The sequence below is a fragment of the Achromobacter xylosoxidans A8 genome (assembly GCF_000165835.1).
GTDB lineage: Bacteria > Pseudomonadota > Gammaproteobacteria > Burkholderiales > Burkholderiaceae_B > Achromobacter > Achromobacter xylosoxidans_B.
Map to the genome: position 1 here is coordinate 2,024,205 of NC_014640.1, position 25,146 is coordinate 2,049,350.

General features: G+C 65.4%; 22 protein-coding genes. 14 read left to right on the top strand and 8 right to left on the bottom strand.

Features of this window, described 5'->3' with window-relative positions; all coding sequences use genetic code 11:
* Window positions 1–2: 2 nt before the first annotated feature.
* On the bottom strand, window positions 3–2,708 hold the full coding sequence (gene pepN, locus AXYL_RS09465) for an aminopeptidase N (protein ID WP_013392571.1): 2,706 nt from the start codon (window positions 2,706–2,708) through the stop codon (window positions 3–5).
* 149 nt (window positions 2,709–2,857) lie between these two features.
* Here pepN and AXYL_RS09470 point away from each other — a divergent pair, with 149 nt between their 5' ends.
* Window positions 2,858–3,502, top strand: a complete 645-nt coding sequence (locus tag AXYL_RS09470) for a DUF4136 domain-containing protein (protein ID WP_013392572.1) — start codon at window positions 2,858–2,860, stop codon at window positions 3,500–3,502.
* 88 nt (window positions 3,503–3,590) lie between these two features.
* Here the strand turns inward: AXYL_RS09470 and AXYL_RS09475 are convergent, their stop codons facing one another.
* Window positions 3,591–3,974: an H-NS family nucleoid-associated regulatory protein gene (locus AXYL_RS09475; protein WP_013392573.1), complete on the bottom strand. Its 384-nt coding sequence runs from the start codon at window positions 3,972–3,974 to the stop codon at window positions 3,591–3,593.
* Between the two features lie 162 nt (window positions 3,975–4,136).
* Here AXYL_RS09475 and AXYL_RS34840 point away from each other — a divergent pair, with 162 nt between their 5' ends.
* The 7 genes from AXYL_RS34840 to glcF all read left to right on the top strand — a co-directional run bounded on the left by AXYL_RS34840 (window position 4,137) and on the right by glcF (window position 13,162).
* Window positions 4,137–4,334, top strand: coding sequence for a hypothetical protein (locus AXYL_RS34840; protein ID WP_148260593.1), 198 nt, complete (start codon window positions 4,137–4,139; stop codon window positions 4,332–4,334).
* A gap of 455 nt (window positions 4,335–4,789) precedes the next feature.
* Entirely contained in the window at window positions 4,790–6,250 is a 1,461-nt protein-coding gene (gene tldD, locus AXYL_RS09480; protein ID WP_013392574.1) for a metalloprotease TldD, read from the top strand.
* A 253-nt stretch (window positions 6,251–6,503) separates the two neighbouring features.
* Entirely contained in the window at window positions 6,504–7,577 is a 1,074-nt protein-coding gene (aroG, locus tag AXYL_RS09485) for a 3-deoxy-7-phosphoheptulonate synthase AroG (RefSeq protein WP_013392575.1), read from the top strand.
* A 102-nt stretch (window positions 7,578–7,679) separates the two neighbouring features.
* Window positions 7,680–9,089 carry an FAD-binding oxidoreductase gene (locus tag AXYL_RS09490; RefSeq protein ID WP_013392576.1) on the top strand — a complete coding sequence of 470 codons (1,410 nt, stop codon included), beginning with the start codon at window positions 7,680–7,682 and terminating at the stop codon, window positions 9,087–9,089.
* Between the two features lie 204 nt (window positions 9,090–9,293).
* Window positions 9,294–10,793 (top strand): FAD-linked oxidase C-terminal domain-containing protein, encoded by a 1,500-nt coding sequence (locus AXYL_RS09495; RefSeq protein WP_041653019.1) that lies wholly within the window; start codon window positions 9,294–9,296, stop codon window positions 10,791–10,793.
* An 11-nt stretch (window positions 10,794–10,804) separates the two neighbouring features.
* Window positions 10,805–11,911, top strand: coding sequence for a glycolate oxidase subunit GlcE (gene glcE / locus AXYL_RS09500; protein WP_013392578.1), 1,107 nt, complete (start codon window positions 10,805–10,807; stop codon window positions 11,909–11,911).
* A gap of 6 nt (window positions 11,912–11,917) precedes the next feature.
* Complete coding sequence (glcF, locus tag AXYL_RS09505; protein WP_013392579.1) at window positions 11,918–13,162, top strand: glycolate oxidase subunit GlcF; 1,245 nt, start codon at window positions 11,918–11,920, stop codon at window positions 13,160–13,162.
* A gap of 36 nt (window positions 13,163–13,198) precedes the next feature.
* Here glcF and AXYL_RS09510 read toward each other — a convergent pair whose 3' ends face one another.
* The 5 genes from AXYL_RS09510 to AXYL_RS09530 form a co-directional block, all read right to left on the bottom strand.
* Complete coding sequence (locus tag AXYL_RS09510) at window positions 13,199–14,638, bottom strand: NAD(P)(+) transhydrogenase (Re/Si-specific) subunit beta (RefSeq protein WP_013392580.1); 1,440 nt, start codon at window positions 14,636–14,638, stop codon at window positions 13,199–13,201.
* Complete coding sequence (locus AXYL_RS09515) at window positions 14,635–14,952, bottom strand: NAD(P) transhydrogenase subunit alpha (protein WP_013392581.1); 318 nt, start codon at window positions 14,950–14,952, stop codon at window positions 14,635–14,637. The genes AXYL_RS09510 and AXYL_RS09515 overlap by 4 nt, the downstream gene beginning before the upstream one ends.
* Window positions 14,953–14,956: 4 nt before the next feature.
* On the bottom strand, window positions 14,957–16,075 hold the full coding sequence (locus tag AXYL_RS09520; RefSeq protein WP_013392582.1) for a Re/Si-specific NAD(P)(+) transhydrogenase subunit alpha: 1,119 nt from the start codon (window positions 16,073–16,075) through the stop codon (window positions 14,957–14,959).
* A gap of 231 nt (window positions 16,076–16,306) precedes the next feature.
* The gene (locus AXYL_RS09525; protein ID WP_013392583.1) at window positions 16,307–17,182 is read right to left on the bottom strand and encodes an N-formylglutamate amidohydrolase; all 876 of its coding nucleotides are present in this window, start codon (window positions 17,180–17,182) and stop codon (window positions 16,307–16,309) included.
* Between the two features lie 68 nt (window positions 17,183–17,250).
* Entirely contained in the window at window positions 17,251–18,240 is a 990-nt protein-coding gene (locus AXYL_RS09530; RefSeq protein ID WP_013392584.1) for a Bug family tripartite tricarboxylate transporter substrate binding protein, read from the bottom strand.
* 192 nt (window positions 18,241–18,432) lie between these two features.
* Between AXYL_RS09530 and gcvA the strand changes: the two genes are divergently transcribed.
* The 3 genes from gcvA to AXYL_RS09545 all read left to right on the top strand — a co-directional run bounded on the left by gcvA (window position 18,433) and on the right by AXYL_RS09545 (window position 21,410).
* The gene (gene gcvA, locus AXYL_RS09535; protein WP_013392585.1) at window positions 18,433–19,359 is read left to right on the top strand and encodes a transcriptional regulator GcvA; all 927 of its coding nucleotides are present in this window, start codon (window positions 18,433–18,435) and stop codon (window positions 19,357–19,359) included.
* Window positions 19,360–19,366: 7 nt separating this feature from the next.
* On the top strand, window positions 19,367–20,485 hold the full coding sequence (gene mnmA / locus AXYL_RS09540) for a tRNA 2-thiouridine(34) synthase MnmA (RefSeq protein ID WP_013392586.1): 1,119 nt from the start codon (window positions 19,367–19,369) through the stop codon (window positions 20,483–20,485).
* Between the two features lie 106 nt (window positions 20,486–20,591).
* Window positions 20,592–21,410: a sulfite exporter TauE/SafE family protein gene (locus AXYL_RS09545; RefSeq protein WP_013392587.1), complete on the top strand. Its 819-nt coding sequence runs from the start codon at window positions 20,592–20,594 to the stop codon at window positions 21,408–21,410.
* Between the two features lie 190 nt (window positions 21,411–21,600).
* Here the strand turns inward: AXYL_RS09545 and AXYL_RS09550 are convergent, their stop codons facing one another.
* Complete coding sequence (locus AXYL_RS09550) at window positions 21,601–22,206, bottom strand: glutathione S-transferase (RefSeq protein ID WP_013392588.1); 606 nt, start codon at window positions 22,204–22,206, stop codon at window positions 21,601–21,603.
* 160 nt (window positions 22,207–22,366) lie between these two features.
* Between AXYL_RS09550 and purB the strand changes: the two genes are divergently transcribed.
* From purB to AXYL_RS09565, 3 genes are all read left to right on the top strand, one after another.
* The gene (gene purB / locus AXYL_RS09555) at window positions 22,367–23,743 is read left to right on the top strand and encodes an adenylosuccinate lyase (RefSeq protein ID WP_013392589.1); all 1,377 of its coding nucleotides are present in this window, start codon (window positions 22,367–22,369) and stop codon (window positions 23,741–23,743) included.
* 56 nt (window positions 23,744–23,799) lie between these two features.
* Window positions 23,800–24,258 carry a c-type cytochrome gene (locus AXYL_RS09560; RefSeq protein WP_013392590.1) on the top strand — a complete coding sequence of 153 codons (459 nt, stop codon included), beginning with the start codon at window positions 23,800–23,802 and terminating at the stop codon, window positions 24,256–24,258.
* 131 nt (window positions 24,259–24,389) lie between these two features.
* Complete coding sequence (locus AXYL_RS09565) at window positions 24,390–25,139, top strand: class I SAM-dependent methyltransferase (RefSeq protein WP_013392591.1); 750 nt, start codon at window positions 24,390–24,392, stop codon at window positions 25,137–25,139.
* The last annotated feature ends 7 nt before the right edge of the window (window positions 25,140–25,146 follow it).

Sequence of the window (25,146 nt, forward strand, 5' to 3'; positions counted from 1 at the left end):
TCCTATGCTGCGAATTCTAAAGCCTTGGATACGATTTCCTGCACGTTGCGCGAAAGGCCTTCGTGCGCGCGCACCTGCTGCAGGGCGGCCTGCATGGGCGTGCGCAGGGCGGGCACGAAGCGCGACCAGTTGTCCAGCGCGCGCGCCAGACGGGCAGCGATTTCGGGATTGAGCGCGTCCAGCGCCAGCACCTGCTCGGCCCAGAAGGCGTAGCCCGTGCCGTCGGGATGATGCATGCCGCGCGCGTTGTTCAGGCAGAACTGGAAGATCAGCGAGCGAGCGCGGTTCGGATTGCGCAAGGTGAACGCGGGGTGCCGCATCAGTTCGCGCGCGGTCTGCACCGTGGTTGAGCGTGCCGCGGCCTGCAGGGCGAACCACTTGTCCACCACCAGGGCATTGTCGCGCCACTTGTCGTAGAAGGCGGCAAGCGCCTCTTGCGGGAACTCTCCCTGGCCGAAATTGATCAGGGCGGACAGCGCGGCCATGCTGTCGGTCATGTTGCCTGCCTTGCCGTACTGCTGCTCGGCCAGGCGCTGGGCGTCGAGTTCGCCCGCCGCCATCAGGTGGCTAAGCGCTAGGTTCTTCAACGCGCGCTTGCCCGCCGGAACCGGCGCCGGGCTGTATTCCCCCGGAGTCTGGTTGTCGTCGAAGGCCTGGCGGAATTCGGCGGCCAGCTGGCGTCCCAGTTCGGCGCGCAGGAAGTCGCGCGCGACCGCGAGGGCGGGCGGATCCACCTGCTGCATGCGCTCGGCCAGGGTCTTTTCCGACGGCAGCGCCAAGGCGCGGGCACGGTAGGCGGCATCGATCTCAGGATCGGTCAGCAGCGCGCGCCAGGTGTCGATGAAGGCGGAATCGGCATGCAGCGTTTTGCCGGCCTGTTGGGCCTCGGCCAGCGCCAGGATCTGGCGAGTGGCGAATTCCTGGCCGGCCTCCCAGCGCGCGAAGGGATTGCTGTCATGCGCCGACAGCAGCGCCAGCTCTTCGTTGGTCCAGTTGTAATCGACGATGACGGGCGCCGAGAAGTCGCGCAGCAGCGACGGCACGGGGCGCTCGGCGATATCGTCGAATACCCATTGCTGGCTTTGCTGCGTCAGTTCCAGCAACGCGGTTTCCTCGACCTTGTCGCCCTGACGCAGCGGCAGGGGGCGGCCGCTCGGATCCAGCAGGCCGATGGCGAAGGGGATATGGAAGGGGGCCTTGACGTAGTCGGCGCCGGCCTTTCTTTCCACGCCGACCGGCGGGCATTCCTGAGTGAGCGTCACGGTGCAGCGGCGCGCGGCGGCGTCGTGCTCGAGCTTGACGGTCACGCGCGGCGTGCCGGCCTGGCGGTACCAGCGGCGGAACACGGACAGGTCGCGGTCCGGATGTTGGCGCACGTAGACGGATTCCATGGCGGCGACGAAGTCGTCGCAGGTCACGGCCTGGCCGTCATGGCGACGGAAGTACTCGTCCATGCCGGCGCGAAAGCCTTCCTCGCCCAGCAGGGTGTGCTGCATGCGGATGACCTCGGCGCCTTTCTCGTACACGGTGGCGGTGTAGAAATTGCCGATTTCCTGGTAGCTTTCCGGCCGGATGGGGTGAGCCATGGGACCCGCATCTTCCGGGAACTGGGCGGCCCGCAGCGCGACCACGTCGTCGATCCGCTTGACCGCGCGGGCGCTTGCGGCTTCGGCGGCATCCATGCCGTGGGCCATCATGTCGGCGCTGAACTCCTGGTCGCGGAAGACGGTCAGGCCTTCCTTCAGGCTCAACTGGAACCAGTCGCGGCAGGTGACGCGGTTGCCGGTCCAGTTGTGGAAGTACTCGTGTCCGATGACGGACTCGATGCCTTCGTAGTTGGCGTCCGTAGCGGTGTCCGCATCCGCCAGCACGTAGGCGGCGTTGAAAATGTTCAAGCCCTTGTTTTCCATCGCGCCCATGTTGAAGTCATGGACGGCCACGATCATGAAGCGATCCAGGTCCAGCTCCAGGCCGAAGCGGCTTTCGTCCCAGCGCAGCGCGCGCACCAGCGAATCCAGCGCCCATTCGGTCTTGGACTCCGAGCCCGGGTCGCTATAGACCTGCAGCAGCACGTCGCGGCCGCTGGCGGTCTTCACGGTGGTTTCGCGGTGCGTGAGCTTGCCGGCCACCAATGCGAACAGGTAGCAGGGCTTGGGGAAGGGGTCTTCCCATTCGACTTCGTTGCGGCCGTCGGGTAATTGGCGCGTGGCCAGCAGGTTGCCGTTGGACAGCAGCACCGGGTACTCCGGCTGCGCGCGCAAGGTTACGCGGTAGCGCGACATGACGTCAGGCCGGTCCGCGAACCAGGTGATGCGGCGAAAGCCCTCGGCTTCGCACTGGGTGAAGAAGTTTCCGCCCGAGACGTACAGGCCCATCAGCGTGGAATTGGCCGAAGGCTTGCAGCGGCTGACGATTTCCACCGTGGCGCTCGGCGGCAGGCCGTATAGGGCCAAACTGTGTTCGGACAGGCGGTAGCTGTCGGCGGGCAGGGCCGCGCCATTCACGCCTACCGAGACGAGTTCCAGGTCTACTCCGTCCAGGACCAGGGCGGCGTCGGCGCTGGCCCCGGCCTTGCGCTGCACTTGCAGCGTGCAGCGCACTTCGGTCGCGTCCGGCGCGAGATCGAAGGCGAGGGCGACTTCGGGAATGTCGTAGGGGTAGGGCTGGTAATCCTTGCGATATACGGTTACGGGCGTGTCTGTGCGCATGGGATTGCAGTCCTGTATGAACGAGGCCTCTATTGTAGTGGTTGGGCATGGCGCGCCGGCCTGGGCCTTTTGGCTTACCGTAAACTTTTTGTAGCGGTTCGAGTCAAAGTCAGTATCATGGCGCCGTCGCGCGCCGGAGGGGTTGCAAAATGTCGAGGTTGTCCATGTTCAATGCACGCCGCTGGGCGGGCCTGATGGCTGTTGCGGGGGCGCTCGCCCTGACGGGTTGCGCGGCGCCGACGGTTTCCGCGCGGGTGACTTCCTTTCAGCAATGGCCCGCGGGCGTAGAGGGGCAGACATACCAATTCATCGCCGCCGACGCCTCGCAAAACAACAATCTCGAATATCAGTCCTATCAGGACATGGTGCGTGCCGGCATAGGCGCAACCGGCCTGGTCGAAGCCAGGCCTGGAGCCAAAGGCCGTTTCGACGTGTCGTTCAATTACGGCACCTCGCAGACCCAGATAATGGTGCAGCGTCCATACGACCCGTACTTCTACGGCGGCTACGGCTATGGCTACGGCGGCTTCTACGGCCCGCGGCCCTGGGGCGCCGGCTATGGCTATTGGGGGCCGGACTGGGTGGATGTGCCGATGGCGGTGCAGCGCAATACCCTCACCCTGCATATCTATGACACGCAGCGGGGCGGCGCGGAGGTGTACCGTTCCAGCGCTTTCATATTGAGCGAGCGCGACGATTTCCTGCGGACCATGCCGTACCTGGTGCGCGCAATATTTGATAATTTTCCCGGGAATAATGGCGCTGAGCGCGAAATCCGTTTCCCGGTGCAATAAATTCCGGCGGTCTTTGCGGACCAGCCTTTAAATAAAATCGGCGCACCATTTTGGTGCGCCGATTTTTTTATTACTGGCGAATAGGTTCTTATTCTTTGATAAGAAAACTGTCGCGGGTCGCGCCTGCGGCTTCTTCCGCGGCGAGCCAGCGGGGAGCCTTGCCACGGCCGCTCCACGTTTCCCCTGTTTGAGGATGGCGGTACTTGGGCGCAACGGCGCGTTTGGCGGCGTTGGCGGGACGGGCAGCGGCGCCGGCCTTGCGGCGGCCGCCTGTGGCGGCGCGGGCGGGCTTGCCGGCGCCATAGGCTGCAATGATCTCTTCAGGCGTGATTTCGTACTCGCGCATCGACGTGATGATCTGCGTGATCACCGGCTTGCGGCGCTTGGTTTGCAGGACTTCAGCCTTCTTTTGTAGCTTGTTGATTTCCTTTTCGATCTTTGCTTGCAGTGCTGCGTAGGATTCTCGGGCCATGGTTTATTCCTGATTATGGAACTGCTGTAATCGCCGGCGAAGTTATGTGTAATTGTTGTGCTTCGCATAATACAGAAGTTGCGGCTTGACTTCCCGGTTTTCGAAGCAATTACTTTGTATCAAAAGAGCCCGATACCGTTTTTCGGTCTGGGAATGCCTGCAATGAGCCAAGTGCTGGGAAGGATATTCTTAAATTTGGGACAACTTGAAACAATAGGGATATTGGTTCACGAGGCGGACAAATGGGCCGTTGAACCCTTGCGCCTGCGCGGTTTGTCTCGCAGAGCGTGCAAATACGCGGCTTGCGGGCTGCCGCCATCAATCGTGCAAGCTGCCTGCCCGGCGCTGGTGGAGGTCTGATGACGGTATGCAAGGGAACGAATGAATTGTCCTGTAGTCCGATATTTATGCGGTCCCGTCTGATGTGATCCCGTATTGGGCGCCGGGGCGTTCCTTTGGCACATTTCATTTTCATGTCAAGTTGTATGACGAGTTTGGCGTGTGCGTTCGAGATATCGTGGGGTCTATATGCCGACGAGCCGCCCATGTCTTCCGGAACAGGGAAAGAGGGGCGTATCGAACATTGTTTGAGCCTGCGTTTGAGCCAGCCTGTCCAGCTTGATATGTAATATTCCGGCCCCATCCCATGTCCCATAGATAATGCCTGTGGTATTTTTCGCCGCCCGCGTGCCGCTCGCTGAATCCTCTGCGCCGGAGCGTTCCCGCGACGGCGGGGCTGCGCCGGCGTTACGATATGATCTCGAGTATCACCGCGAGCGCGCGCCTGCGCGCCGCCGCCTCCTGTACAGAGCCCCATGAAAATCATCGATCCCGCCATTGCTTCCCTCGCCACCGCCAAATCCCTGCTGCTCGACCCTTGGGGGCTGACCGAGGCGGATATGGCGCGCGCGCTGGGTGAGATCTTCACGCACAAGGTCGACTACGCCGACCTGTACTTCCAGTACACGCGCAGCGAGGGCTGGAGCCTGGAAGAGGGCATCGTCAAGACGGGCAGTTTTTCGATCAGCCAGGGCGTCGGGGTGCGCGCCGTGAGCGGCGAGAAAACCGCCTTCGCCTATTCGGATTCGCTGTCGCCCGAAGCCTTGCTGTCGTCGGCCCACGCCGTGCGCGGCATTGCGCGCCGCGGCGCCGGCAAAGTGAAGGTGGCGGCGCAGGTCGAAGCCGAGATCGGCCGCAGCCTGTACGCCGATATCGATCCGGTGGCCACGCTGAGCGCCCCGGAAAAAGTTGCGCTGCTGGAACGCGTGGAGCGCATGGCGCGCGCGCGCGATCCGCACGTGATCCAGGTCATGGCGGGCCTGGGCGCCGAATACGACGTGGTGCTGGTGGCCGGCAGCGACGGCCGCCTGGCCGCCGACGTGCGTCCGCTGGTGCGCCTGTCGCTGACTGTCATCGCCGAACGCAATGGCCGTCGCGAGATGGGCCACGCCGGGGGCGGCGGCCGCCTGGGCCTGGCCTATTTCACGGACGAAATGCTGCAAGGCTATGTCGAGCGCGCGGTGCACGAAGCCATGGTAAACCTGGAAGCGCGCCCGGCGCCGGCTGGCGAGATGACCGTCGTGCTGGGCTCTGGCTGGCCCGGCATCCTGCTGCACGAGGCTGTCGGCCACGGGCTGGAAGGCGATTTCAACCGCAAGGGTTCCAGCGTGTTCTCCGGCCGCATCGGCGAGCGCGTGGCCTCCAAGGGGGTCACCGTGGTGGACGACGGCACGATCCCGGATCGCCGCGGTTCGCTCAATATCGACGATGAAGGCAACGCCACCCAGCGCAACGTGCTGATCGAAGACGGCATCCTGCGCGGCTACATGCAGGACACCCTGAACGCGCGCCTCATGAAGACCGCTGCCACCGGCAATGGCCGCCGCGAATCGTTTGCGCACTTGCCCATGCCGCGCATGACCAATACCTACATGCTGGCGGGCGACAAGCCGGCCGAGGAAATCGTGTCGTCCGTCAAGCGCGGACTGTACGCGGTCAACTTCGGTGGCGGTCAGGTCGACATCACCAACGGCAAGTTCGTGTTCTCCGCGTCCGAGGCCTACATGATCGAAAACGGCAAGGTGACCTACCCGGTCAAGGGCGCCACCCTGATCGGCAACGGTCCGGACGCCATGAACCGCGTCACCATGATCGGCAATGACCTGCAGCTGGATTCGGGCGTGGGCACCTGCGGCAAGGATGGGCAGAGCGTGCCTGTGGGCGTGGGCATGCCCACGGTCCGCATGGAAGGCCTGACGGTCGGCGGCACGGCCTGATCCGAAAAAACACGGGTGACGGCCCGAAAAATTTGTGCTAGAGTCAATCCCCATGAAATTCGCGTCCCCCGCCTTTTATTTTTATTTTTATGGTTTTCTGAAGCCGCTGGCGGAGGAAGGGACGCGCTCAATCTGAAGTTTGGAAAGAATCCCCCCAAAAAAGCCGCCAGCGAACTGGCGGCTTTTTTTGCGCCGCCAGTTGAGGAAACCACCTCGGGAACATCCCCGTGGCGGGCAACCCAGGAGCAGTACCGTGTCACACAATACCGACGACCTTCGCATTCGAGAAATCAAAGAGCTGAACCCGCCCGCGCACGTCATGCGCGAGTTCGCCTGCACCAAGGAGGCGTCCGACACCGTGTTCGCCGCCCGCCAGGGGATGCACCGCATCCTGCATGGCATGGATGACCGGATGATCGTCGTGATCGGTCCTTGCTCCATCCATGACACCCGCGCGGCCATCGAATATGCCAAGCGTCTGAAGCCCGTGCGCGACCGGCTGAGCGCCGACCTGGAAATCGTGATGCGCGTGTACTTCGAGAAGCCGCGGACCACGGTGGGCTGGAAGGGCCTGATCAACGATCCGGATCTGGATGGCAGCTTCGACATCAACAAGGGCGTGCGCGTCGCCCGCGAATTGCTGCTGGACATCAACAGCCTGGGACTGCCGGCGGGTTGCGAGTTCCTGGACATGATTACGCCGCAATACATCGCGGATCTGGTCTCCTGGGGGGCGATCGGGGCTCGGACGACGGAAAGCCAGGTGCATCGCGAACTGGCTTCGGGACTGTCGTGTCCGGTGGGGTTCAAGAATGGCACCGACGGCAATGTGAAGATCGCGGTGGACGCGATCAAGGCGGCGTCGCAGCCGCACCATTTCCTGTCGGTGACCAAGGGCGGCCATTCCGCCATCGTGTCGACGGCCGGCAACGAGGACTGCCACGTCATCCTGCGCGGCGGCAAGACGCCGAACTACGATGCGGCCAGCATCGATGCGGCCTGCCAGGACATGTCCAAGGCCGGCCTGGCACAGCGCATCATGATCGACGCCAGCCACGCCAACAGCAGCAAGAAGCCCGAGAACCAGCCGCTGGTCATCGAGGACGTGGCGCGCCAGATGGAAGCGGGCGACAGCCGCCTGGTGGGCGTCATGGTCGAAAGCCATCTGCTGGGCGGCCGCCAGGACATGGTGCCGGGCACGCCGCTGGTCTACGGCCAGAGCATCACCGACGGCTGCATCGACTGGGACGCCTCGGTCGCGGTGCTCGAGCGCCTGGCGCACGCCGTGCGCGAACGCCGCCGGGTCGCCCTGACTTCCGGCAAGTAAGCCCCTGGCAGCGCCGCCGATCGCCAGCGCTTGGCGGTTTGCGGCGCGGCGTGCGCGGCGGCGTAGAATAATCAGGTTAACGAACCCGAGATCACGCTGACCATGAACGCTCCCTTGCACGCCGAATCGTTGCGCCGTCCGGTGCCGGCCGCCTGTCTGGATGCCTTGCGCGCCCGCTTTGGCGATCGCTTGTCCGAATCCTCCGCCATGCGCGACCACCACGGCCGCGATGAATCTCCCTATCCGGCCATGCCGCCGGACGCGGTGGTTTTCGCGCACACGACCGAGGAAGTGGCCGAGATCGCCAAGCTGTGCAATCAGCATCGCGTGCCCCTGATTCCCTACGGCGCAGGGTCTTCGCTCGAAGGCCACATCCTGGCGATCCAGGGCGGCATCAGCCTGGACCTGTCGCAGATGAACAAGGTGCTGGCGGTCAACGCCGAGGACCTGACGGCCACCGTGCAGGCCGGCGTGCTGCGCAAGCAGCTCAACGAAGAAATCCGCGACACCGGCTTGTTCTTTCCGATCGATCCGGGCGCCGACGCCAGCCTGGGCGGCATGGCGGCCACGCGCGCTTCCGGCACCAACGCCGTGCGCTACGGCACCATGCGCGAGAACGTCATGTCGCTGACCGTGGTCACGGCGGACGGGCGCATCGTCCGCACCGCCGGTCGCGCCCGCAAGTCCTCGGCCGGCTACGACTTGACACGAATCTTCGTGGGCAGCGAAGGCACGCTGGGCATCATCACCGAAGTGACGGTGCGCCTGTACCCGCAGCCTGAAGCCGTGTCGGCCGCGGTCTGCAATTTCCCCACGCTGGATTCGGCCGTGCAGAGCGTGATCGAAATCATCCAGATGGGCGTGCCGGTCGCGCGCGTCGAGTTCATGGACGCAGCCAGCGTGCGCGCGGTGAACCTGCACAGCAAGCTGACGCTGCGCGAAACGCCGCTGCTGGTGTTCGAGTTCCATGGCAGCCCCGCCGGCGTGCAGGAGCAGGCCGAAACCGTGCAGGCGATCACGGCGGATCACGGCGGCATGGACTTCGAATGGGCCGAGCGTCCCGAAGACCGCAGCCGCCTGTGGACCGCGCGCCATAACGCCTACTTCGCCGGCCTGCAACTGCGCCCCGGCTGCCGCGCCAGCACCACCGACGTCTGCGTGCCGATCTCGCGCCTGGCCGATTGCGTGCGCGACACGGTCGAGGAACTCGACCGCGCCAGCTTCCCCTACACCATCGTGGGTCACGTTGGCGACGGCAACTTCCACGTACTGATGCTGCTCGATGCGGACAACGCCAAAGAGTGGGAAGAATCCGAAACCATCAACCACAACCTGGTGCGCCGCGCGATCGCCGCCGACGGCACCTGCACGGGCGAGCATGGCGTGGGCCTGCACAAGATGCAGTTCATGGCCGAAGAGCATGGCGAGAATGCCCTGGATCTGATGCGCAGCCTGAAGCATGCGTTTGATCCGAACAACATCCTGAACCCGGGAAAGATCGTTTCCTGGTAAAGGCTGGCGCCGCGGCGCTCCCGACCTCCGAAGCCGACGGCATGCCGTCGGTTTTTTCATGCCGGCATGAAGGGCGCAAGCCGGCCGGACGCAGCCTGCAATGCTGGCGATTACGGCTGGTTACTTATCTGGCGTGCCGCAGGTGCGCGGATGCGGGTAAATCCCGGTCTGCTAGTGACGGGTGCTCGCGCTATTGTTGCGCTCATGAATTCTTTGGTCGAAACCGGCCTGGCACAAGTGCAGGCGCCTTATTCTTTGCAGCAGCTCATCGAGGCGTTGTCGGCCGTGTTGCCCGCGCACTGCGTGTTGTTCCGCGAAGAGGATACGCGCCCCTACGAGTGCGACGGCCTATCCCTGTATCGCGCGCTGCCTGCGGTCGTTGCCCTGCCCGAAACGGAAGAACAGGTGCAGGCCGTCATGCGCATCTGCAAACGCCTGAATGCGCCCGTGGTCGCGCGCGGGGCCGGCACCGGCTTGTCCGGCGGCGCCATGCCGCACAGCCGCGGCGTGCTGCTCGGCTTGTCCAAGTTCAATCGCATCAAGCACATAGACCTGGCCAGCGCCACGGCCATCGTGCAGCCCGGCGTGCGCAATCTGGCGATCTCCGAGGCGGCCGCGCCTTACGGCCTGTACTACGCGCCCGACCCCTCCAGCCAGATCGCCTGTTCCATCGGCGGCAACGTGGCGGAGAACTCCGGCGGCGTGCATTGCCTGAAGTACGGGCTGACCGTGCACAACGTGCTGCGCGTGCGGGTCGTGACCATCGACGGCGAGGTGGTGGAGTTGGGCTCCGAGGCGCCCGATGCACCGGGCCTGGACCTGCTGTCGGTCTTCATCGGTTCGGAAGGCATGCTGGGCGTGGTCACTGAGGTGACGGTCAAACTGATCCCCAAGCCGGCTTGCGCGCAGGTCGTCATGGCCAGCTTTTCCAGCGTCGAAGCGGCGGGCAACGCGGTCACCCAGGTGATCGCGGCCGGCATGATCCCGGCAGGCCTGGAGATGATGGACCGCCGCGCGACGCACATGGTCGAACCCTTTGTGCGCGCTGGCTACGACATGGACGCGCAAGCCATCCTGCTGTGCGAATCGGACGGCACGCCCGAAGAGGTCGAGCACGAGATCGCGCGCATGGAGGCCGTGTTCCGCGAGGCCGGAGCCACGCGCTGCCAGGTCTCGTCGTCAGAGGCCGAGCGCCTGAAGTTCTGGGCCGGCCGCAAGAACGCCTTCCCGGCCGCGGGGCGCGTATCGCCCGATTACTATTGCATGGACGGCACGATACCGCGCCGCCATCTGGCGCGCGTGCTGGGCGCCATAGAACAGATGGAAGACGAATTCAGCCTGCGCTGCGCCAACGTCTTTCACGCAGGCGACGGCAACCTGCATCCGTTGATTCTGTTCGATTCAAACAAGCCGGACGAGGTGGAGCGTGCCGAGAAATTCGGCGCCGCCATACTTGAGCTGTGCGTGCAGGTAGGAGGGACCGTGACCGGAGAGCACGGTGTGGGTATGGAGAAAATAAATCAAATGTGCGTGCAATTCTCTCGCGAAGAACTCGACGCGTTTCTGGCGGTCAAGCGGGCTTTCGATCCGCCCTGCCTGCTCAATCCTGAAAAAGTCATCCCCACGCTGGCCCGCTGCGCCGAATACGGCAAGATGCATGTCCATGCGGGAGAATTGCGCTTCCCCGATCTCGCCCGTTTCTAGGACCCGTCCTTATGGATTTCGTCCTGTCGGAATTGTGCGACCAGGTCATGACGGCCCGTGCCGGCCACAAACCCCTGTTTGTGATGGGCGGGGGCAGCAAGGCGTTCTATGGCAACTACCGTCCGGTGACGCCGCAGGACGGCCACTGCCTGCTGGACATGACGCCCTATCGCGGCATCGTCAGCTACCACCCGTCGGAGCTGGTGGTGACGGTGCGCGCGGGCACGCCGCTGGCTGAACTCGAGGCCGCGCTGGCCGAGAACGGGCAGATGCTGGCCTTCGAACCGCCGCATTTCTCGGTGTCCGCCACGGTGGGCGGATGCGTGGCGGCGGGGCTGTCGGGCCCGCGCCGCATGAGCGCGGGCGCGCTCAAGGATTTCGTCCTGGGCGCGCAGTTGCTGGATTCGGAAGGCCGCATTCTTTCGTTTGGCGGCGAGGTCATGAAGAACGTGGCGGGCTATGACGTGTCGCGCCTGTTGGCCGGTTCGCACGGCATCTTCGGCGCCATACTCGAAGTCTCCCTGAAGGTCGTGCCGCGGCCGATGCAAGAGATCACCTTGGCGCTGCCCGCCACGCAGGCGCAGGCCTTGGCCAGCTTCGCCCTGTGGCGCGGCAAGCCCCTGCCGATCTCGGCCACCAGCTGGAGCGGCGACGATGAGGGCGCCGAAGGCCAGATGGCCGTGCGCCTGTCGGGCGCGCCGCCCGCGGTCGCCAGCGCACGCCAGCTGATAGGCGGGGCGCCGATGGCGCCCGAGGCGGCGCAGGCCTGGTGGCGGTCGCTGCGCGAGCAGACGCATTCCTTCTTCGCGCCGGGCCGGCCCTTGTGGCGCCTGGCCCTGCCGCCCACCGCCGCCGCGCTCGGACTGGGGCCGACCCTGCTGGAATGGGGCGGAGGCCAGCGCTGGCTGTCGGGCGAGCAAGACGCCGCCGCGCTGCGCGAGACCGCCGAGCGGCTGGGCGGCCACGCCACGCTGTTCCGCGCCGGGCAGGGCAGGCCGCCGGCCGACGGCGTATTCCATCCGCTGGCGCCCGGGATCGCCTCGATCACGCGCCGCCTCAAACAAGAGCTCGATCCGGCCGGCCTGTTCAACCCCGGCCGCCTGGTCCTGGATCTATAGGGCATCATGCAAACCAATCTGGCATCCTGGGCACGCGATACCGATCTGGGTAAGGAGGCCGACGCCATCCTGCGGCGGTGTGTGCACTGCGGTTTCTGCACCGCGACCTGTCCGACGTATCAAGTGCTGGGCGACGAGCTGGACAGCCCGCGCGGACGCATCTACCTGATCAAGCAAGTGCTGGAGGGCGCCGAGCCCACGCAGTCCACGCAACAGCATCTGGACCGCTGCCTGACCTGCCGCAATTGCGAAACCACTTGCCCGTCGGGCGTCCAGTACGGCCATCTGGTGGATATCGGCCGCAAGATCGTCGAAGAGCGCGTGCCGCGCAGCTGGGCCGATAAAACCAAACGTACCTTGCTGCGCAAGACCATGCTGTCGCCGCTGTTCGCGCCCGCGATGCGGCTGGGGCAGGCGGTGCGCGGCATGTTGCCCGAGGCGCTCAAGCGCAAGGTGCCGGAACACCGCGCGGCGGGGCCGCTGCCGCAGGTGGCCGGCCATGCGCGGCAGGTGCTGATGCTGGCGGGCTGCGTGCAGCCCGCCATGATGCCCACCATCGATGCGGCCACCATCCGCGTGTTGGACGCGGTCGGCATAGGCGCGCGCATTGCCCCCGGCGCCGGCTGCTGCGGCGCGGCCAGTTTCCACCTGGACGCCCAGGACGACGCGTTGGCGCAGATGCGCGCCAACGTCGACGCCTGGTGGCCGCTGCTGCAGGATGGGAAGGTCGAGGCCATCGTCATGAACGCGTCCGGTTGCGGCGCCATGGTCAAGGAATATGCGCATCACTTGCGGCACGATCCTGCCTATGCGCAAAAGGCCGCGGACATCGTGGCGCTGGTGAAGGACGTAGCCGAAATCGTTGCGCCGCATGCGGCGCAATTGCGCGCGCGGCTGCAGGCGGGTACGCGCGCGGCTTTCCATCCGCCTTGCACGCTGCAGCATTGGCAAGGGCTGCGGCCGCTGTCGGAACAACTGCTGGCGGATCTGGGTTTCGCGTTGCAGCCGTTCGCCGACAAGCATTTGTGCTGCGGTTCGGCGGGGGCTTATTCGGTATTGAATCCAGAAATCGCGCTGGAGTTGCGCGACCGCAAGCTGGGTGCGATCGCCGCAGGCGGACCGGATGTGATCCTGTCCGCCAACATCGGCTGCATCGGTCATTTGCAAAGCGGCACCGACACGCCGGTGCGGCATTGGATCGAAGTGGTGGACGAACAATTGCGCCAGCCTGCCGGCCAGCGCAACGCATAGGCGCCGGACGCCTGGCGGCATCCGGCGCCAGGCGTTTTACTCCACCGCCTTGACCATGTCTTCCAGCACCTTCTTGGCGTCGCCGAAAACCATCATCGTGCGGTCCATGTAGAAGAGCTCGTTGTCCAGGCCCGCGTAGCCCGAGGCCATGGAGCGCTTGTTCACGATCACGGTGCGGGCTTTGTAGGCTTCGAGGATGGGCATGCCGGCGATAGGCGACTGCGGGTCGTTCTTCGCGGCGGGGTTGACCACGTCGTTCGCGCCCAGCACCAGCACCACGTCGGTCTGGCCGAACTCGCTGTTGATGTCTTCCATTTCGAAGACCTGGTCGTAGGGCACTTCGGCCTCGGCCAACAGCACGTTCATGTGGCCGGGCATGCGTCCTGCCACCGGGTGGATGGCGTACTTGACCGTCACGCCGCGCTCGGTGAGCTTTTCGGCCAGTTCCTTCAGCGCGTGCTGCGCGCGCGCCACCGCCAGGCCATAGCCCGGAACGATGGTCACGCTTTCGGCGTTGGTCATCAGGAAGGCGGCGTCGTCGGGGCTGCCCGACTTGACGCTGCGCTGCTGTGCATCGCCCGCTGCCGCAGCGCCGCCGGCCTGGCCGCCGAAGCCGCCCAGGATCACGTTGAAGAACGAGCGGTTCATCGCCTTGCACATGATGTAGGACAGGATCGCGCCCGACGAGCCCACCAGCGAACCGGCGATGATCAGCATGGGATTGTTCAGCGAGAAGCCGATGCCCGCCGCCGCCCAGCCCGAATAGCTGTTCAGCATGGACACCACCACCGGCATGTCGGCGCCGCCGATCGGGATGATGATCAGCACGCCCAGCACGAAGGCGATGATCGTCATGACGATGAAGGGCGTCCATTCCTGCGTGAGCATGAACCAGATGCCGCAGCCCAGCATCAGCAGCGCCAGCGCCAGGTTCAGCATGTGCTGGCCCGAGAACACCACCGGCGCGCCCTGGAACAGGCGGAACTTGTACTTGCCCGACAGCTTGCCGAAGGCGATGACCGACCCCGAGAACGTGATGGCGCCGACGAAGGTGCCGATGAACAGCTCGAAGCGGTTGCCGGTGGGGATGGGCATGCCGGCCGGCACGATGCCGAAGGCATGCGGCTCCGCCACCACGGCCACCGCGATGGCGACCGCCGCCAGGCCGATCATGCTGTGCATGAAGGCGACCAGTTCGGGCATCTTGGTCATTTCGACGCGCTTGGCCATCAGCGTGCCGATGGAGCCGCCCACCAGCAGGCCCAGCACGACCCAGCCCAGGCCGATGGTGGCGGCGCCACTGCGGGCCAGGGCGACGATGAGCGCGGCCGTGGTCAGCACGGCGATCGCCATGCCGGCCATGCCGAACGCATTGCCCAGCCGCGAGGTGGTGGGATGCGACAGGCCCTTGAGCGCCTGGATGAAGCAGACCGAGGCGATGAGGTACAGCAGGGTGACGAGGTTGAGCGAGATCATTTCGCTTCCTCCTTGCCTGCCTTGCGGTCCTTCTTCTTGAACATTTCCAGCATGCGCCGGGTCACGAGAAAGCCGCCGAACACGTTGACCGCGGCCAGCGCCACGGCAAAGACGCCCATGCCGCGCGCCAGTCCGCCTTCGGTCAATGCGGCCGCCAGCATGGCGCCCACGATGATGATGGCGGAAATGGCGTTGGTGACGGCCATTAGCGGCGTGTGCAGGGCGGGGGTGACGTTCCACACGACGTGGTAGCCGACATAGATGGCCAGCACGAAGATGATGAGGTTCATCAGGGTGGGGTTGATCGCTTCCATGCTGTCAGTTCCTCCGCGCCACGTTGCCGCCTTCGCACATCAGGCAGGCCGCGACGATTTCGTCGTCGCGCTGGATCGCCAGCGCGCCGTCCGCATTGATGATGAGTTTCAGGAAATCCTGGATATTGCGCGCATACAGCGCCGACGCGTCGGTTGCGACCAGACCGGGCAGGTTGGTCAGCCCGATGATGGTCACGCCGTGCTTTTCCACGATCTGCCCTTTCTCGGACAGCGGGCAATTGCCGCCGCGTTCGACCGCCAGGTCCACCAGTACCGAACCCGGCTTCATGGCCGCGACGGTTTCCGCGGACACCAGCGTGGGGGCGGGGCGGCCGGGGATCAGCGCCGTGGTGATGACGATGTCGGCCTGCTTGCAGCGCTCGGACACGAGCGCGGCCTGCCGCGCCATCCAGGCGGGCGGCATGGGCCGCGCATAGCCGCCCGTGCCTTGCGCGATTTCGCGTTCTTCATCCGTTTCGAAAGGCACGTCGATGAACTTGGCGCCCAGCGATTCCACTTGTTCGCGCGCGGCGGGGCGCACGTCCGAGGCTTCGACCACCGCGCCCAGCCGCTTGGCGGTGGCGATGGCCTGCAGCCCGGCGACGCCGGTGCCCAGCACGACGGCGCGGGCCGCTTTCAGCGTGCCTGCGGCGGTCATCATCATGGGGATCAGGCGGCCGTAGTGGTGCGCCGCCAGCAGCACCGCCTTGTAGCCGGCCAGGTTGGCCTGCGAGGACAGCACGTCCAGGCTCTGCGCCCGCGTGATGCGGGGCGCGGCCTCCAGCGCGAATCCCGTGAGCCCCGCGGCCGCCATTTGCTGAATGCCTTCGGCGTCGAAGGGATCCAGCATGCCGACCACGACGGCGCCGGATTTCATCTGGGGCAGCTCCGCGGCAGAAGGCGCGCGCACCTTCATGACAAGGTCTGCCCCCAACGCATCCTGGGCGCTGCCGAGCGTGGCGCCCGCTGCCTCATAGGCCTCGTCGAGATAGCGGGCGGCAGTGCCTGCCCCGCGCTCCACGACGACGGTGTGTTTGCCGCCTACGTACTTCTTGACGGTCTCCGGTGTTGCTGCGACACGAGTTTCCCCGTCTCGGGTTTCTTTTGGTATCCCGATGTGCATCTACGCCTCTCCTCATTAGTTGGCATCAGTTATACACGGGAAAGTGAAAGGAAAGGTGTCCCGCCCCCAGGGGGCGAGGGGGAAGAATCTGGCATTGCCGGAATGGCAAGGCGATATGCCAACTCAAAAAAAAAGCCCCATGGCGAACCATGGGGCTGGGGTCTTGCGACCCAACTGCTCCGGCCAGTCTGACTTTTGCGCTGGCCGGCACCAGTGCGCAAACGTCCGGCGTCAAGCCGTTTGCGCGCGAGTCCAGGTGATCAGCGCGGCGGTGAGCTCGCGCAGATCGGCCTTCAGGCGGCCGTAGTTTTCAGAAGGGCGCAGCGAGACTTCGTCCATGTAGAGCTTGCGGTTGATCTCGATCTGCAGGCTGTGGCGGCCTTCTTCGGGACGGCCGAAGGCGCGCACCAGTTCCACGCCCTTGTAGGGATCGTTGACGGTGACGTTGTAGCCGCGTTCGCGCAGCCAGGCGGCGATGAATTCGCGGAAGGCCGGGTCGCTGGTGCTACCGTCGCGGTCGCCCAGCACGAAGTCGGGGTGCACCAGGCCAGGACGGTCGGTGGCGTAGGCGCCGGCGACGCTGGGCATGGAGTGGCAGTTGATGTGCCAGACCTTGCCGAACTTCCGGTGGGCGGCGTCCAGCACCTGGCCCAGCGCGGCGTGGTAGGGCTTCCAGCAGGCGTCGATGCGGTGGCGCACTTCCGCCACCGTCAGCTTGCGGTTGTAGAGCGGTGTGCCGTCGTCCAGCATGCGCCAGATCAGGCCCTTGCCCAGCTTGACCTTGGGCGAGGCGTTGACGGCGTCGGGCCAGGCCTCGTCCAGCAGCAATTCGTCGATTTCGTCGGGCGAGCGGTTGGCGTCGATGTAGGCGCGCGGAAACGCGGCGGCAATCATCGGTACGCCCATGTCCAAGGCGTCGCCCCACAGGTCGTCAACCCAGGTGTCCTCGGCGGTGCGCAAGGCGCCAAAGTCCACCGCAGCCGCGAAATCGGGGGGGTAGGCGGTGCCGCTGTGCGGGGAGTCCAGCACAAGGGGAGCCGAGGAGTCCGAATCAGGATATTGCTGCGGGAGGTCGAGCCGGTAAGACAGGGGTTGGGTAATTCGCATAAGGGGGTGTTGCGTTCGTGAATCGGAGATCCTCGCCGCCGCGAGGGACGGCGAGGATCGAAGACCGCTTAGTCGATCTTCACGTTGGCTTCTTTGGCGATGCGCTTGTTCTTGGCGATTTCAGCCGAGATCTGCGCCGCGAATTCGGCCGGGGTGTTGGCGGCAGGCGCGGCGCCCAGGGCTTCCAGGCGGGTCTTGACGTCGGCTTCGGCGCTGACCTTCTGCACGGCGGCGTTCAGCTTGTCCAGCACGGGCTGGGGCAGCTTGGCGGGGGCCACCAGGCCGAACCAGGACGCGTCGTTCACAGCCGGCAGGCCGGCTTCGGCGAACGTGGGCACGTCGGGCAGGGCGGCCACACGCTTGGGCGAGGCGACGGCCATGGCGATCAGGCGGCCGGACTGCACGTGCGGCAGCGAGGAAGGCAGGTTGTCATACATGACGTCGACCTGGCCAGCCAGCGCGTCGTTCAGCGCCGGGCCCACGCCGCGGTACGGCACGTGCATCAGGTTGGTGCCCGAAGCCATCTTGAACAGTTCGCCCATCATGTGCGAGACCGAACCGTTGCCGGCCGACGCGTAGGTCAGCTTGCCCGGCTCGCTCTTGGCCAGCTTGATGAAGTCGGCGATGTTCTTGGCCTGGACCTTCGGGTTGATGGTCATGATGTTGGGCACAGCCGCCAGGTTCGAGATGGGCGTGAAGTCCTTCTCGCCGTCGAACGGCAGGTTCGGGTAGATGGCCGGGTTGATGCCGTGGGTGCTGACGGTGGCGATGCCCAGCGTGTAGCCGTCAGGCGCGCTGCTGGCGACGAAGGCGCTGCCGATCGAGCCGCCGGCGCCGCCGCGGTTTTCCACCACCACGGTCTGGCCCAGTTCCTTGCCCAGCTTGTCGGCGAACAGGCGGCCGACGATGTCGGTGGTGCCTCCGGGCGGGAACGGAACGATCAGGCGGATGGGCTTGGTCGGATACGCGTCTTCAGCGTGCGCGATGCCCGAGGTCAGCGGCGTGGCCAGGGTCGCGGCGGCGACGCACAGGCCCAGTACTACATTACGGCGTTGCATGGATTCCCCTAATGAATTGGAAAGCGGATGCGCAAAGGCAGACGCAAACGCAACGATTCTTTCCTGGCGGTCGGGTTTGCGCAAACGAAAGTTTCTCCGTAAGCTATGAGTTTTTTTCATGCCTCTTTTCGCGGCGGTCCGGAACAGGGCTGTTTTGACTGCGCGGCCTGAAACAATTTGCGTACCCCATCCATGCGGCGTTTCTGTCCTTCTCTTACCGATCTCCAGGCGTTTGAAGTCGCCGCGAGACATAGCAGTTTCACGCGCGCGGCTCAGGAATTGTGTGTCACCCAGGGCGCGGTCAGTAAGCAGGTGAAACATTTGGAGGAGTTCGTCGGCATCGAACTATTCCTGCGGATCAGGCAAGGCCTGGTTCTGACCGAGGCTGGACGCAGTTATCTGACCAAGATCCAGGCCGGCCTGGGGCAGATCGAAGCCGCGACCGTAGAGCTGATCGCGCACCAGGGGCAGGGCGGCACGCTGAACCTGACCTGTATGCCGACCTTCGGCGCGCGCTGGTTGATCCCGCGCCTGACCGCCTTCATGCGCCTGCGGCCGGACATCCACGTCGAGTTCCTGCCCCACCGGCAGGGCTATGACTTTTCCACGCCGGAACTGGACGCCGCCGTGCGCTTCGGCGAGGGCATCTGGCCGGGCAGCGGGGCGGACTACATCGTCGGCCGCGAAATCCTGCCGGTCTGCAGCCCGCGCCTGATTCCAGGCGGCTGCGCCACGCCGGCAGATCTGCTGGCCTACCCGCTGTTGCACCACACCTCGGCGCTGGACGGCTGGCGCGACTGGTTCGAGCAAGCGGGCTGCGATACCCGGCGCAGCCTGGAAGGCGCGCGCTTCGACCAGTACGCGCTGTTGTCGCAGGCGGCCGCGGCCGGCTTCGGCGTGGCGCTGATTCCGCGCTGCCTGATCGAGGACGAACTGCGCGACGGCAAGCTGGCCGTCGCCATTCAGCTGCCTATCCGCGCGCGCATGGGGTACTACCTGTGCTATCCGGAGCAGAAAGCCAATCTGCCCACTTTGCAGGCTTTCCGCACGTGGCTGATGGAAGTATCGCGCGCGGCCGAGCCGCAGCCGCGGGAAGATGCCCCGTCCGATCTAAAATAGATCCATCATGAATCAAAAATCTACCAAGAAAGGCCGCGTTGTCGTCGGCATGTCCGGCGGGGTCGATTCTTCGGTCACCGCCTGGCTGCTCAAGCAGCAAGGCTATGAGGTCGTCGGCCTGTTCATGAAGAACTGGGAAGACGACGACGATTCCGAATACTGCTCCACCCGCCAGGACCTGCTGGACGCCGCAAGCGTCGCGGACCTGGTCGGCGTCGAGTTCGAGTTCGTCAATTTCGCAGCCGAATACAAGGATCGCGTGTTCGCGGAGTTTCTGCGCGAGTACTCCGCGGGCCGCACGCCCAATCCGGATGTGCTGTGCAACGCCGAGATCAAGTTCAAGGCCTTCCTGGACCACGCCATGGCGCTGGGCGCCGAGCACATCGCCACGGGCCACTACGCGCGGGTGCGCGAGGTGCCGGCCGTGGGCGGCGGCACGCAGTTCCAGCTGCTCAAGGCGCTGGACGCATCCAAGGACCAGAGCTACTTCCTGCATCGCCTGAACCAGGCGCAGCTCTCGCGCACCATGTTCCCGCTGGGCGAGATCCACAAGACCGAAGTGCGGCGCATCGCGCACGAGATCGGCTTGCACAACGCCGCCAAGAAGGATTCCACCGGCATCTGCTTCATCGGCGAGCGGCCGTTCCGGGAATTCCTGAACCGCTATCTGCCGACCGAGCCGGGTCCGATCATGACGCCGGAAGGGCAGAAGGTCGGACGCCACGAAGGGCTGTCCTTCTACACGCTGGGCCAGCGCAAGGGCCTGGGCGTGGGCGGGGTGAAGGGACGCCAGCGCGAGGACGGCACGGCCGAAGCCTGGTACGTGGCGCGCAAGGACCTGGAGCGCAATGTGCTTTACGTGGTGCAGGGGCACGACCACCCATGGCTGCTGTCGGGTGAGCTGCGGGCGCAGGACGCCAGTTGGGTCGCGGGCCACGCGCCGGCCGCCGGCACGTATGGCGCCAAGACGCGTTACCGGCAGGCCGATGCCGCCTGCCGCCTGGACGGTGCTGTGGACGGCACGTTCAGCCTTGGCTTTACCGAGCCGCAGTGGGCGGTTACCCCCGGACAGTCCGCCGTGCTTTACGATGGCGAGGTTTGCCTGGGCGGCGGCATCATCCTGTAGGCGCCGCGCCGGCATCCGCCGCGCGGCGTGTACGGACTTCAATCAAAGCCCCTCGGGCGCGGCCCGTGGGGCTTTGTTCATTACCAAGAAGAAAGAGGAGAGAGTTGTGGATGTAACGATGGTGATTTGCCTGCTGGTGCTGGGCGGAGTGGTGGGTTTCGCCGCGGGCCTGCTGGGCATAGGCGGGGGCATGCTGCTGGTGCCATTCCTGACGATGCTGTTCGCGTGGAAGGGCATGCCTGCCGACCTGGTGGTGCACGCCGCCATCGCCACGTCGATGACCTCGATCCTGTTCACCTCCATTTCCAGCGTGCGGGCGCACCAGCAGCGCGGCACCATCAAATGGAACATCGTCTGGGCGATGGCGCCGGGCATCATCGTCGGCGGCCTGCTGTCCGGCGGCGCGGTGTTCGCCGCGCTCAGCACGCTGTGGCTGTCGCTGTTCTTCGCGCTGTTCGTCGGCTATTCCGGCTGGAGCATGCTGCAGAACAAGAAGCCCAAGCCCAGCCGGCAGATGCCGGGCGTGGTGGGCACCAGCGCGGCGGGGGCGGGCATCGGCTTTCTGTCCGGCCTGGTGGGCGCGGGCGGTGGCTTCTTGTCGGTGCCGTTCATGGTCTGGTGCAACGTAGCCTTGCACAACGCGGTGTCGACCTCCGCAGCGCTGGGCTTTCCCATCGCGCTGGCCAATAGCGTCGGCTACGTGGTGTCGGGCCTGAACTCGGGCGAAGCGCGTCCCGGCATGCTGGGCTACATCTACTGGCCGGCCTTGATTGCGCTGGTGTGCACCAGCGTGCTGACGGCGCCGCTGGGCGCGCGCATGGCGCACCGCCTGCCGGTGCAGACCTTGAAGCGCGTATTTGCCTGCCTGCTGTTCGCGCTGGCCGCATACATGCTGTTCAAGGCCTGGCAGACGTTCACCAGTTGAGCCGGGTACGGCTGCGCCGATGGATAGGCGCAGCCGACGCGCAAGCGTAGACGGAACAGAAACGTAGGCGGAACAGAAACGTAGGCGGAGCAGAGGCGCCGCCTACGAGAAGCGAGGCCGCACGGATCCGGCTCCGCCGGTCCGTAGCGGCGCCCCCTGGGGGGAGGCGCGCAGCGCCTCGGGGGGGGGCTTATCCTGGAACGGTATCGACGAACGATTGGCGTTGCGATAGCTTGTCGTACAGGCGGGCCAGGTTCTGGTGGTTGGTACGCCAGTCGAGCGCGGCGAAGCGCAGGTCCAGGTAGCCCAGTGCGCAGCCGACAGCGATGTCGGCCAGGCTGTAGTTGATGCCCATACAGTGGGCGTTGTCGCCCAGGCTCTTGTTCATGGCGTCGAGGCTGGCGTGGATCTTGGAGTACTGGCGTTCGATCCATTCGGGGCTGCGCTGAGCCTCGGGACGCTGGTTTTCCTTGACGATGGTCACGCAGGCGTCCAGGAGGCCATCGGCGATGGCTTCCCAGCACTTGACGGCCGCGCGGTCGCGCCCCGGCTGAGGAATCAGGCGGGCGACCGGGGACAGGGTGTCGACGTATTCGACGATGACGCGCGAATCGAAGAGGGCGCCGCCATCTTCCATGACCAGGCAAGGTACCTTGCCCAGCGGGTTGTACGTTTGGATCTGCGTGTCGGCGGACCAGACGTTTTCGAGTTCAAGCCGGTAGTCCAGCTTTTTCTCGGCCATGACGATACGCACTTTGCGCACGTAAGGACTGGTAAGCGAGCCGATCAGTTTCATGGAGTCACAAGCGGAGTCGGAAAGCGGCCGAAGTATAGCAGGCCGCATGACGGCAGACGGCCAAGAGGCCGGAATCTTCGTCAGTTTGCCACAATGTTGCATGCTTCCGGATGATAAAATCGCCCGATTCGCTCATTCCCCGCTTTTTCTTTCCCATACCATGCAAATCGCCGATCAGCTCAGCCAACTCAACGCCCTTTCGCCATTGGATGGCCGGTACGCTTCCCGGGGCGACGCGCTGCGCGGCCTGCTCTCCGAAGCCGGCTTCATGGCGCATCGCGTCGAAGTCGAGGTGGCCTGGCTGATCGCGCTGTCGGATGCCGGCCTGCCGGAACTGCCCGCCTTCTCCGAAGCCGCCCGCGCCCGCCTGCAACAATTGGTGCGCGACTTCTCGGAAGCGGACGCCGCCCGCATCAAGGACATCGAACGCGTCACCAACCATGACGTCAAGGCCGTTGAGTACTGGTTGAAGGAAAAAGTGGCCGATGACGCCGAGCTGGCCCGCGCCGCCGAGTTCATCCACTTCGCCTGCACCTCCGAGGACATCAACAACACCTCGCACGCGCTGATGCTGACCCGCGCCCGCAACGAGGTCGTGGTGCCGCGCCTGCGTGAACTGGCCGCCAAGCTGAACGACATGGCCGTGGCCCAGGCCGACCAGCCCATGCTGTCGCGCACGCACGGCCAGCCCGCCAGCCCGACGACCCTGGGCAAGGAATTCGCCAACGTGGCCGCGCGCCTGAACCGCGCCATCGCCGCCGTCGAGGCCGTCGAACCGCTGGCCAAGCTGAACGGCGCCACCGGCAACTACAACGCCCACCTCTCGGCCTACCCCGAGATCGATTGGCCCGCTTTCAGCCAGCGCGTGCTGGCTGGCCTGGGCCTGACCCAGAACCGCCACACCATCCAGATCGAACCCCACGACTGGATGTCGGCGCTGTTCGATGCCATCACGCGTGCCAACATCATTGTGCTGGACCTGGACCGCGACATCTGGGGCTACGTGGCGCTGGGCTACTTCAAGCAGCGCCTGAAGGAAGGCGAGGTCGGCTCGTCCACCATGCCGCACAAGGTCAACCCGATCGACTTCGAAAACTCCGAGGGCAATCTGGGCCTGGCCAACGCCGTGCTGCGCCACCTCGCCGACAAGCTGCCGATCTCCCGCTGGCAGCGCGACCTGACCGACTCCACCGTGCTGCGCAACCTGGGCGTGGGCCTGGGCTACTGCCTGGTGGCCTGGGACGCCTGCATGCGCGGGCTGGGCAAGCTGGAAGTCAACACCGCGGCCATCGACGCCGACATCGACGCTTGCTGGGAAGTGCTGGCTGAACCGGTGCAGACCGTCATGCGCCGCTATGGCTTGCCGCAGCCGTACGAACAGCTCAAGGCTTTGACGCGCGGCAAGGGCATCACCGAGGAAGGTCTGCGAGAATTCATCCAGGGCCTGGCCCTGCCCGAAGAGCCCAAGGCGCGCCTGCTGGCGATGACCCCGCGCTCCTATATCGGGCTGGCGGCCGACTTGGCCCGGGCGGTATAGTCGCCTTGCCGCGCGCCTGGGGCGCGCGGCCTCTGTTGACCTTACGGGAGATTGCAATGAAGAAGTTGTCCACGCTCGCCGCGTTGGCCTGTATGACGGTTGGGCCGCTGCTGGCGACGAGCGCGTCCGCGCAGTTCGCCAAGCCCGAGGATGCGGTCAAATACCGCCAGTCGGCGCTGACGCTGATGGCTTCCCACTTCGGCCGCATGGCGCCGGTGGTCAAGGGCCAGCAACCCTATGACGCCGCGCAGATCAAGGCCAATGTGGAAGTGCTGAAGACCTTGTCGGCCTTGCCGTGGACGGCTTTCGGCGCGGGCACGGAGGGCGGCGATGCGCGTCCCGAAGTCTGGAGCGACGCTGCGGGCTTCAAGCAGAAGCAGCAGGCCTTCCAGGACAACATCGTCAAGCTGTCGGCCGCCGCCGATGCCGGCGACCTGGACAAGCTGCGCGCCGCGTTTGGCGATGTCGGCGCAAGCTGCAAGGCCTGCCACGACTCGTACCGCAAGAAGAAATAAAGCGCCGGCCGTCCGCGGGCGGCATGTGGGCAAAGAGGCGCCAGCGGAATCGTTGGCGCTTTTTTTTGGTCATTGCGGGGCGTGGGCCGCGGTTCTCGGACCATGGGCGCATCCCGTTTCAGGGAGAGCGCATGAAATCCTTTGAGGATCTGGTGGCCGAGGCCGAAGCTGCCGACGTGAACGGTTGGGGTTTCGACTGGCTGTCGGGGCGGGCCTCCGAGGAGCGCCCGCCTTGGGGTTATGCCAATCGACTCGCCCAGCGCTTGGCCCGTGTGCAGTCGGCGCTGGATTTGGACACGGGCGGTGGCGAGGTGCTGGGCGAGGCCGCCGGCTTTCCGCCGGTGATGCATGCGACCGAAGCCTGGCCGCCCAATGCCAGGAAAGCGCATGAGCGCCTGGCCGCGCGCGGCGTGCAGGTGGTGCAGACCGCGCATGGCGCTGCGCTGCCATTCGCCGACGCCTCGTTCGAATTGGTGACGTCCAGGCATCCCGTGAGTCCGGACTGGGCAGAGATCCATCGTGTGCTCAAGCCGGGCGGATATTACTTCGCGCAGCACGTGGGACCGGCTTCCGCGTTCGAACTGATCGAGCATTTTCTCGGGCCATTGCCGCAGGAACGGCGCCTGCGCGATCCGCGGGATGAAGCCGCCGACGCCGCGGCGGCAGGGCTGACCGTGACGGATTTGCGCACGGCGCGCTGCCGGATGGTGTTCCACGACGTGGGCGCCGTGGTCTGGATTCTGCGCAAGTGCGTGTGGTGGGTGCCGGGCTTTTCGGCGCGGAAGTACCATGACGCGCTGTTGGCGCTGGATATGCGGATGCGCCGCGGGGAGCCGTTGGTGGCTCACTCGACGCGGCATCTGATCGAGGCGCGGCGTTGAGGCTGCG

Bases quoted from the DNA above. Each gene is read 5' to 3' on its own strand.
- pepN (WP_013392571.1), bottom strand. From the start codon at position 2,708: ATGCGCACAGACACGCCCGTAACCGTATATCGCAAGGATTACCAGCCC.
- AXYL_RS09470 (WP_013392572.1), top strand. From the start codon at position 2,858: ATGTCGAGGTTGTCCATGTTCAATGCACGCCGCTGGGCGGGCCTGATG.
- AXYL_RS09475 (WP_013392573.1), bottom strand. From the start codon at position 3,974: ATGGCCCGAGAATCCTACGCAGCACTGCAAGCAAAGATCGAAAAGGAA.
- AXYL_RS34840 (WP_148260593.1), top strand. From the start codon at position 4,137: ATGAGCCAAGTGCTGGGAAGGATATTCTTAAATTTGGGACAACTTGAA.
- tldD (WP_013392574.1), top strand. From the start codon at position 4,790: ATGAAAATCATCGATCCCGCCATTGCTTCCCTCGCCACCGCCAAATCC.
- AXYL_RS09490 (WP_013392576.1), top strand. From the start codon at position 7,680: ATGAACGCTCCCTTGCACGCCGAATCGTTGCGCCGTCCGGTGCCGGCC.
- AXYL_RS09495 (WP_041653019.1), top strand. From the start codon at position 9,294: ATGAATTCTTTGGTCGAAACCGGCCTGGCACAAGTGCAGGCGCCTTAT.
- glcE (WP_013392578.1), top strand. From the start codon at position 10,805: ATGGATTTCGTCCTGTCGGAATTGTGCGACCAGGTCATGACGGCCCGT.
- glcF (WP_013392579.1), top strand. From the start codon at position 11,918: ATGCAAACCAATCTGGCATCCTGGGCACGCGATACCGATCTGGGTAAG.
- AXYL_RS09510 (WP_013392580.1), bottom strand. From the start codon at position 14,638: ATGATCTCGCTCAACCTCGTCACCCTGCTGTACCTCATCGCCTCGGTC.
- AXYL_RS09515 (WP_013392581.1), bottom strand. From the start codon at position 14,952: ATGGAAGCGATCAACCCCACCCTGATGAACCTCATCATCTTCGTGCTG.
- AXYL_RS09520 (WP_013392582.1), bottom strand. From the start codon at position 16,075: ATGCACATCGGGATACCAAAAGAAACCCGAGACGGGGAAACTCGTGTC.
- AXYL_RS09525 (WP_013392583.1), bottom strand. From the start codon at position 17,182: ATGCGAATTACCCAACCCCTGTCTTACCGGCTCGACCTCCCGCAGCAA.
- AXYL_RS09530 (WP_013392584.1), bottom strand. From the start codon at position 18,240: ATGCAACGCCGTAATGTAGTACTGGGCCTGTGCGTCGCCGCCGCGACC.
- gcvA (WP_013392585.1), top strand. From the start codon at position 18,433: ATGCGGCGTTTCTGTCCTTCTCTTACCGATCTCCAGGCGTTTGAAGTC.
- mnmA (WP_013392586.1), top strand. From the start codon at position 19,367: ATGAATCAAAAATCTACCAAGAAAGGCCGCGTTGTCGTCGGCATGTCC.
- AXYL_RS09550 (WP_013392588.1), bottom strand. From the start codon at position 22,206: ATGAAACTGATCGGCTCGCTTACCAGTCCTTACGTGCGCAAAGTGCGT.
- purB (WP_013392589.1), top strand. From the start codon at position 22,367: ATGCAAATCGCCGATCAGCTCAGCCAACTCAACGCCCTTTCGCCATTG.
- AXYL_RS09560 (WP_013392590.1), top strand. From the start codon at position 23,800: ATGAAGAAGTTGTCCACGCTCGCCGCGTTGGCCTGTATGACGGTTGGG.
- AXYL_RS09565 (WP_013392591.1), top strand. From the start codon at position 24,390: ATGAAATCCTTTGAGGATCTGGTGGCCGAGGCCGAAGCTGCCGACGTG.